Annotated in this window: 5 protein-coding genes and 2 pseudogenes; all 7 read left to right on the top strand. The window is 73.6% G+C overall.

Going from position 1 to position 8,105, the window contains the following annotated elements:
- The first annotated feature begins 270 nt into the window (after positions 1–270).
- Entirely contained in the window at positions 271–1,620 is a 1,350-nt protein-coding gene (locus tag AB8Z75_RS27925; RefSeq protein WP_369206742.1) for an aminotransferase class V-fold PLP-dependent enzyme, read from the top strand.
- 9 nt (positions 1,621–1,629) lie between these two features.
- Positions 1,630–3,165 carry an APC family permease gene (locus AB8Z75_RS27920; RefSeq protein ID WP_369206740.1) on the top strand — a complete coding sequence of 512 codons (1,536 nt, stop codon included), beginning with the start codon at positions 1,630–1,632 and terminating at the stop codon, positions 3,163–3,165.
- 107 nt (positions 3,166–3,272) lie between these two features.
- A complete protein-coding gene (locus AB8Z75_RS27915; protein WP_369206738.1) occupies positions 3,273–4,196 on the top strand; it encodes an NADP-dependent oxidoreductase in 924 nt (307 codons plus the stop codon).
- A 45-nt stretch (positions 4,197–4,241) separates the two neighbouring features.
- A pseudogene (locus AB8Z75_RS27910) lies at positions 4,242–4,418 on the top strand (ABC transporter permease); the annotation flags it as partial.
- Between the two features lie 238 nt (positions 4,419–4,656).
- Positions 4,657–5,253 carry a TetR/AcrR family transcriptional regulator gene (locus AB8Z75_RS27905; RefSeq protein WP_369206736.1) on the top strand — a complete coding sequence of 199 codons (597 nt, stop codon included), beginning with the start codon at positions 4,657–4,659 and terminating at the stop codon, positions 5,251–5,253.
- A gap of 113 nt (positions 5,254–5,366) precedes the next feature.
- Positions 5,367–7,667 carry an MMPL family transporter gene (locus AB8Z75_RS27900; RefSeq protein ID WP_369206734.1) on the top strand — a complete coding sequence of 767 codons (2,301 nt, stop codon included), beginning with the start codon at positions 5,367–5,369 and terminating at the stop codon, positions 7,665–7,667.
- Positions 7,668–7,761: 94 nt separating this feature from the next.
- Positions 7,762–8,105 (top strand): annotated as a pseudogene (locus AB8Z75_RS27895) (hypothetical protein); the annotation flags it as partial.

Here is an 8,105-nt window from a genome sequence, read left to right as displayed (position 1 = left end):
CGCGCCCCCCGCCCGGGGCCGGGCCGCCAGGTCGCCGGGGTCCGGCCACTCGCGCGGTCGGCGGACTGTCATGCGCGGGGCGTCCGCAGGCCCCGGTGGGTTCTGTCGCAGCAACGATGACACACGCGAGTCATCTGATGACTCCTCGTCGAGGCGTCGCATGGCGGGGCGGAATTTACTCGCAACCCCCTGTTGTGCAAGGGGCTAGCCGTCTACCGTCCCGGGGAACGTCAGCAAGTCGTCAGACAACTCTGCGAGGCCGTTCTTCGTATGACCCCCTCCACCGAGCCCGGCCACGGCTCCGGGCACCCGTTCGAGGACTGGGCGCTGGACCCGGCCGTCCGCCACCTGAACCACGGCTCCTACGGCGCGGTGCCGCGCGCGGCGCTCGCGACGCAGGAGGCGCTGCGGGCGGAGATGGACGCGGGCCCCGACCCGTGGTTCCGCGGGCTGCCCGAGCGAGTGGCGCACGCGCGTGCCCGCGTCGCCCGCTACCTGCGCACCGAGCCCGGGGACCTGGCGCTGGTGGCGAACGCCAGCGCGGGTGTCAGCGCCGTACTGGGCAGCATCACACTGCCCCCGGACTCCGAGGTGCTGCTGACCGACCACGCCTACGGCGCGGTCGTCTGGGCGGTCGAACGTGCCGCCCGCCGTGCCGGAGCACGCGTGCGCACGGTGCACCTGCCGCTGGGCGCCACAGCCGAGGAGATCACCACACGGGTGGGCGACGCGCTGGCCGCGGGGCCCGTCTCCCTCCTCGTCGTGGACCAGATCACCTCGGCGACCGCCCGCGTGCTGCCGGTCGCCGACCTGGTGGAGGCCGCCCACAGCGCGGGCGCCCGCGTGCTGGTGGACGGCGCCCACGGCCCCGGCATGCTCGCCGATCCTCTCGCACACGCGGGCGACGCCGACTACTGGGTGGGCAACCTGCACAAGTGGCCCTGCGCCCCGCGCGGCACGGGCGCCCTGGTGGCGCGGGGACCGCTCGCCCAGGAGCTGTACCCCGTCGTCGACTCCTGGGGGGCGCCCGAGCCGTTTCCCCAGCGCTTCGACCACCAGGGCACCGCGGACCTCACCGCATGGCTCGCGGCCCCCGCCGCGCTGGAGTTCATCGAACGCCGCTACGGCTGGGACGCCGCCCGTACGCGGATGACGCGGCTCGCCGACGCGGCGCAGCGCACGCTCGCCGCGGCGCTGGGCCGCACCGGGGACCTGGCGGAACTGGCCGCCTGCGCGGCACCCGCCATGCGGCTGGTGCCACTGCCCGCGGGGCTCGCCGCCGACCAGGACGCGGCGCACGCCCTGCAGCGCCGCATCTCCGCCCGCACCGGCTGCGACGTCGCCTGCACCACCTGGAGCGGGCGCGGCTTCCTGCGGCTGTCCGCGCACCTGTACAACGACGCCGCCGACTACGCGCGACTGGCCGAACTGCTGCCCGCCTGCCTCGCGGAGTACCGGGCCGGCGCAGAGGCCGCCGTGGAGGCAGACGCCGACGCGGACGCAGCCGCGGAGGCCGCCGTCCACGAGGTGGGTGCGGCGGGCGCCCGCGCCGCCGACGCACCCGGGGACGCCCGCGCCGCCGACGCACCCGGGGACGCCCGCGCGGACGCCCAGGCCTAGGAGAGACGCGTGCGTACCAAATCGATCGAAGCGACACTGCGGGACGCCGAGCGCCCCGCGACCCGGCTGGGCCGCTCGCTGGGACCGCTCCAGCTGACGATGATGGGCATCGGGGTCACCATCGGCGGCGGCATCTTCGTGCTGACCGGCACCGCTGCCGCCAACTACGCCGGACCCGCCGTCGCCCTCTCCTTCGCGCTGGGCGCCTTCGTCTCGGGTCTGGTGGCCCTGTGCTACATGGAGTTCGCCAGTACGGTGCCGGTCGCGGGCAGCGCCTACACGTTCGCGTACGTGTCACTGGGTGAGCCGATCGCCTGGCTGATCGGCTGGGACCTCATCCTCGACATGACGATGGGCGCGGGCGCGGTCGCCGCCGGATGGTCCCAGTACGTCACCGACTTCCTGGCCACCTTCGGGATACGGCTCCCGGAGTCCATAGCCGGGCCCGAGGCGGCCGTCAACGTGCCCGCGGTCGCCGTCATCCTCGTGCTCACCGCGATCCTGGCCGCCGGCGTGCGCACCACCTCGCGGCTCAACACGGCCATGACGCTGGTGAAGCTGGCGGCCATCGTGCTCTTCCTGGCCGTCGGCGTCTCCCACGTCGACCCGGACAACTGGGCCCCGTTCGTGCCCGAGTCCCGTCCCGCCGGAGCCGAGGGCGGCTTCTGGGAACAGCCGCTGCTGGGCTGGGCCGGGATCAGCACGAACGCCACGTTCGGCTTCGCCGGAATCCTCACCGGAGCCGCCATCGTGTTCGGCTCGTACTCCGGCTTCGACATCATGGCCAGCAGCGCGGAGGAGGCCAAGCGCCCGCAGCGCACCCTGCCGATCGCGCTGATGGCCACGGTCGCCGCCTGTGCCACCCTCTACGTCGCCGTCTCCCTGGTCGTCACCGGGATGCGGCCCTACACCCAGCTGGACAACGCGGCACCGGTGACGGGGGCGTTGGAGGTCGCGGGGGAGGACTGGGCGGTCCGGGTCGTGGGTGTCGGCGCCATCTGCGGGCTGACGACCGTCGTCATGATCATGCTGCTGGGGCAGAGCCGGGTCTTCCTCGCCATGAGCCGCGACCGGCTGCTGCCCGGCTGGTTCGCACAGGTCCATCCCGTCACCCGCAGTCCGCGCCGGATCACCTGGACGCTCGGGTGCATGGTGGCGCTGATGACGGCACTGCTGCCCATCCAGGATCTCGCGGAACTGGGCAACATCGGGATGCTCACCTCGTTCATCGCCGTGTGCGTGGGCGTCATCTACCTACGGCGCCGCCGCCCCGACCTGCCCCGTGCCTTCCGTACGCCGTGGGTGCCGGTGCTGCCCCTGGTGGCGCTGGCGCTGTGCCTGGTCCTGGTGGGCAGCCTGCCGCTGATCACCTGGGCGCGCTTCCTGGCGTGGATGGCGGTGGGCGTCCTGATCTACCTGCTGTGGGGACGTCGCAACAGCCGCGTGGCGACCGGCGCCACCGGCACGGACGGTGAACGGGGCGAGCGCGACGACCCGGACCTGACCGGAGAAGGGACCGAGTCAGCGGGCACCACCTCGGCCTGACGGGAAGCGCGCGCCCCCACGCAACACCGCCTGCCTGGGGGCATGGCGAGCGCGTCGGCGGGGAACGCGGGCGGACTGAGCCACCCCGAAGAAAGCAGGTGCCCGCCATGCCCGAGGCCATCGCCTTCGCCGCCTACGGCGAACCCGAGGTCCTCCAGCCGACCGGTATCGACATCCCCGAGCCGGACCCCGACCAGGTGCGGATCGCGGTGCGGGCCGTGGGCGTCAACCCGCTGGACTGGAAGATCCGCAGCGGCGCCATGGTCACCGCCATGCCCGTCACGCTGCCGCACATTCCGGGGCTGGAGTTCGCCGGCACCGTCGAGTCGGTGGGCGACGGCGTCAGCGGCCCGTCGGCGGGTGACGAGGTCTTCGGCCGCGCACCCAGCGCGTACGCCTCGCTCCTGCTGGCGGACACCGCGCAGCTGCGGCGACGGCCCGAAGACCTGGACGTGCGGCGGGCCGCCGGGCTGCCGGTCGCGGCCGAGGCCGCCCACCGGGCGCTCACCGAACTGGAGGTGGCGGAGGGGGAGACCGTGCTGGTCCACGGCGCGGGCGGCGCGGTGGGCAACCTCGCCGTGCAGTTCGCGCTGGAGCGTGGTGCGCGCGTGGTCGGGACGGCCGGGGAACGGGCGCGGGAGCGGCTGACGCGACGGGGTGCCACACCGGTGACGTACGGGGACGGCTGGGCCGAGCGGGTGCGGGCCGCCGCTCCCGGCGGGGTCGCCGCTGTGCTGGACGCCTCCGGCGCCGACGTGCTGGAGGAGTCCGTGCGGCTCGCGGGCGGCCCCGCCCGGGTGCTGACGCTCGCCGATCCGCGGGCTGCGCAGGCGCTCGGCGTGCGCTTCTCCTCGGGGGCCGCCGGTGAGGATCGCACCGGTGAGGCCCTCGACCTGGCCCTGGCCCTGCACCGGCGCGGCACGCTCGACGTGCCGCTGCACGAGCCCGTCCCGCTCGCCGAGGCCGCGCGGGCGCACCGCGCCGGGGAGGCGGGCGGGCTGGACGGCAAGCTGGTGCTGACGGTGGAGTGACCCGCCCGACCGGCTTCGCCCCGTGACCGGGGCCGAGCGCCGGCAGCCGACGCGATGCCGGGCTGGTTCCAGCCGATCGCCGAGTACCAGCCGTTCACGCACGCCGTCGAGGCCCTGCGCGGCCTGCTGCTCGGCACGGGGATCGGCAACGACGGGTGGCTCGCGGTCGTCTGGTGCGTCGGCCTCGCGGTGCTCGGCTACCGCTGGTCGGCCACCACGTAGCACCGCGATCCGAAGGAGGACCTGCCGGCGCGCGCCGCCTCCGCGCGACCCGGCCCCTTCGTACCGAGGGCGGCGTACTGAGGCACCACGTCGGAGTACGCCGCCCTCGTTCGTGTGCGCGGCGGTCCCAGGGGCGGGTGCGGTGGCGCACGCCTCATCGAAACGTTTTCGTTTCGCTCGGCGGTACCGTAGGGTCGTTAGCGGTACGAAACCGTTTCGTACCGCTGGAGGTGCCAGAATGACGTCCGTGGCAGCGACGCGGCGCAGCAGAATCACTCCGGAGCGCGAGGCGGAGCTCTACGGCGCCGTGCTCCAACTGCTGCGCGAGGTGGGGTACGACGCGCTCACCATGGACGCCGTCGCCGCCGGTACGCACTCCAGCAAGGCCACCCTCTACCGGCAGTGGGGCAGCAAGCCCGAGCTCGTCGCCCGGGCGCTCAAGCACGGCAGGCCGGGCGCCGCGCGGGGTGTCGTCGACACGGGCTCGCTGCGCGGTGACCTCCTGGACGCCATCGTGCACGGGTTCGACAACTGCCGGATCGAACAGGACGCCGCCCTCATGCGCGGTGTGGGCCGCGCGGCGCACGACAACCCCGAGCTGCTCAGAGCCCTGCGCGAGCTGCTGATCGAACCGAGCATCGCCGACCTGCGCGTGCTGCTCGACCGGGCAGTGGAGCGGGGTGAGATCCGGGCGGACAACCCCGCTCTCGACCTCGTGCCGCACATGCTCGTCGGCGCGCTGATCAGCCGCGAACTGATCGACGGACACCCGGCCACCCAGGACTTCCTGGCCACTTACCTCGACGCCGTACTGCTGCCCGCACTGCGCGCCTGAAGCCGGCGCACCTTCCCCCCTCCACCCGCTCCACCCGCCCTCCCGGGCCCCGCGCGTCCAGCGACGTGTGCGCCGGCGCCTCGGGGGCCCTCACCACCTCTGGAGTTCCACCCGTGGCAACCTTCCTCTCCCGCCTGGGGCGGCTCGCCTTCCGGCGGCGCGGCATCGTCGTGCTGCTGTGGGTGGCGTTGCTCGCGATAGCCGGGGCGGGCGCCGCCACCGCGCCGCCCGCCGCCTCCACCTCCTTCTCGATTCCCGGCACCGAGGCCCAGAAGGCCTTCGACCTGCTGGACCAGCGCTTCCCCGGCGCCAACGCCGACGGCGCCACCGCGCGCGTCGTCTTCGACGCACCCAAGGGTGAGAAGATCACCGACCCGGCGAACAAGGCCGAGGTCGAGGACGCCGTCGCCGCGCTGAAGTCCGGTTCCGACCAGGTGGCCCGGGTCGTCGACCCGTTCACCGGCCAGGCCGTCAGCAAGGATGGCGAGACCGCCTACATCTCGGTCAACTACAAGGTCAGCTCCATGGAGCTGACCGACGACACCCGCGACGCGCTCGAGAAGACCGGCGAGCAGGCGCGGGACGGCGGCATGACGGTGGAGATCGGCGGTGACGCGCTGAGCACCATCCCGACGACGGGCGCCGGCGAGGTCATCGGCGTGGTGGTCGCCGCCGTCGTCCTGGTCGTCACCTTCGGCTCGCTGGTGGCCGCCGGTCTTCCGCTGCTGACCGCGCTGATCGGCGTGGGCATCGGCGTCTCCACCATCACGGCGCTCGCCAGCGTGATGGACCTGGGCTCCACCACCTCCATCCTGGCCATGATGATCGGCTTGGCGGTCGGCATCGACTACGCGCTGTTCGTCGTCTCCCGCTACCGCGCCGAACTCCACGAGGGCCGCGAGCGGGAGGAGGCCGCCGGGCGGGCCGTCGGCACGGCGGGCTCCGCGGTGGTCTTCGCCGGTCTGACGGTCATCATCGCGCTGGTCGGGCTGGCGGTCGTCAACATCCCGATGCTCACCAAGATGGGTGTCGCCGCGGCCGGCACCGTCGCCATCGCCGTGCTGGTGGCCCTCACGCTGATCCCCGCGCTGCTGGGCTTCGCGGGACGCCGCATCGTCGGCCGCAAGGCACGCAAGCAGGCGAAGGAGGCCGGCGGGCAGTCGGCCGGCGAGCAGGAGGCCGGTGCACAGGGGGCCGGTGCGCGGCAGCAGGCGGGGCAGCCGGTGGCCAAGGAGCCGGCCGGTACCCGCTGGGCGCGGTTCGTCCAGCGGCGTCCCGTCGCCGTGCTGCTGGCCGGTGTGCTGGGCCTGGGTGTGATCGCCCTCCCGGCGGCCTCCCTCGAACTCGGCCTGCCGGACGACGGGTCGAAGCCGACGGACACCACCCAGCGCAAGGCGTACGACCTGCTGTCCGAGGGCTTCGGCCCGGGCTTCAACGGCCCGCTGATGACCGTCGTCGACGCCCGGGGCAGCGACGATCCCCAGGCAGCCGTCGACCACACCGTGCGCGAGCTGGGCCGGCTGGACGGCATCGCCGGCCTGACCAAGCCGCAGTTCAACAAGGCGGGCGACACGGCGATGGTCACCGTCGTTCCCGACTCGCACCCGTCCTCCACGCAGACCCAGGACCTGGTGCACGACATCCGCGACACGGGTGCCGAACTGAGCCCCAAGACGGGCGCCGACGTCCTGGTCACCGGTTCGACGGCGATGAACATCGACGTCTCGCAGAAGCTGAACGACGCGCTGCTGCCCTACCTGGCGCTGGTCGTCGGGCTGGCGTTCCTGCTGCTGATGGTCGTCTTCCGCTCCGTGCTGGTGCCGCTGAAGGCCGCGCTGGGCTTCCTGCTGTCCGTCGTCGCCGCGCTCGGTGCCGTGGTCGCGGTCTTCCAGTGGGGCTGGCTCGGCGGCCTGTTCGGGGTGGAGCAGACCGGGCCTGTCATGTCGATGATGCCGATCTTCATGGTGGGCGTGGTCTTCGGCCTCGCGATGGACTACGAGGTGTTCCTGGTGACCCGCATGAGGGAGGCCTACGCGCACGGGGAGTCGCCGCGGGAGGCTGTCGTCACCGGTTTCCGGCACGGGGCGCGGGTCGTCAGCGCGGCGGCCGTCATCATGATCGCCGTCTTCTCCGGCTTCATCGGGTCCAGCGACTCCATGGTGAAGATGATCGGCTTCGGGCTCGCCGTCGCCGTCTTCTTCGACGCCTTCGTCGTCCGCATGGCTCTCGTGCCCGCCGTCCTCAACCTGCTGGACAAGCGCGCCTGGTGGCTGCCGCGCCGGCTGGCCAGGATCCTGCCCACCGTCGACGTCGAGGGCGAGAAGCTCCGCGACGACTCCGGCGCCGCCGCGCTGCCGGGCCAGGGCGGCGCCGGCGCCCCGTACGAGGAGGCGGAGCCCGCCACGCGCAGGTGAGCGGTCGCCTTCCTCCGGCGCGACGGGGGCGGAACCGGGCCGGTCGCGGCCCGATTCCGCCCCCGTTCGCGGTGCGGGGGGCCAGGATGGCCCCATGGATGTGGCCGAACTCGTGGTGCGGTACGTCGAAGCTGTGGTCTGGCCGGCGGTGACGCTGGTGGTGGCCTGGTGCCTGCGCGACTACCTGCGCGAGGCGTTCGCGCGGATGACGCGCATCGAGACACCCGCCGGGGCGATCGAGTTCGAGGCGGAGGCCCGGCACCTGCGCGAACGCGCCGAGGAGATGGCGCAGCAGCCCCCGCACGGGTGGCCACCGGCGCCGGGGCCCGCGCCGGGCGGAAGCCCTCCGGCCACGACCCCCTCCCGTACGCCGCCCTGCCCGTCCCCGTACCAGCGGCCTTCGCCCCCAGGGGAGACGTACGAGCAGCCCCCGGCCCC

Origin of the sequence: Streptomyces sp. PU-14G, from assembly GCF_041028275.1 — a bacterium.
In the GTDB taxonomy this organism is placed as follows: Bacteria; Actinomycetota; Actinomycetes; order Streptomycetales; family Streptomycetaceae; genus Streptomyces.
The sequence above is the reverse complement of the archived record's forward strand: the minus strand, read 5'-3'. Positions and strand labels throughout refer to the sequence as shown.

Coding starts and splice junctions, on each gene's coding strand:
- AB8Z75_RS27905 (WP_369206736.1), top strand. CDS start 4,657: ATGACGTCCGTGGCAGCGACGCGGCGCAGCAGAATCACTCCGGAGCGC.
- AB8Z75_RS27925 (WP_369206742.1), top strand. CDS start 271: ATGACCCCCTCCACCGAGCCCGGCCACGGCTCCGGGCACCCGTTCGAG.
- AB8Z75_RS27915 (WP_369206738.1), top strand. CDS start 3,273: ATGCCCGAGGCCATCGCCTTCGCCGCCTACGGCGAACCCGAGGTCCTC.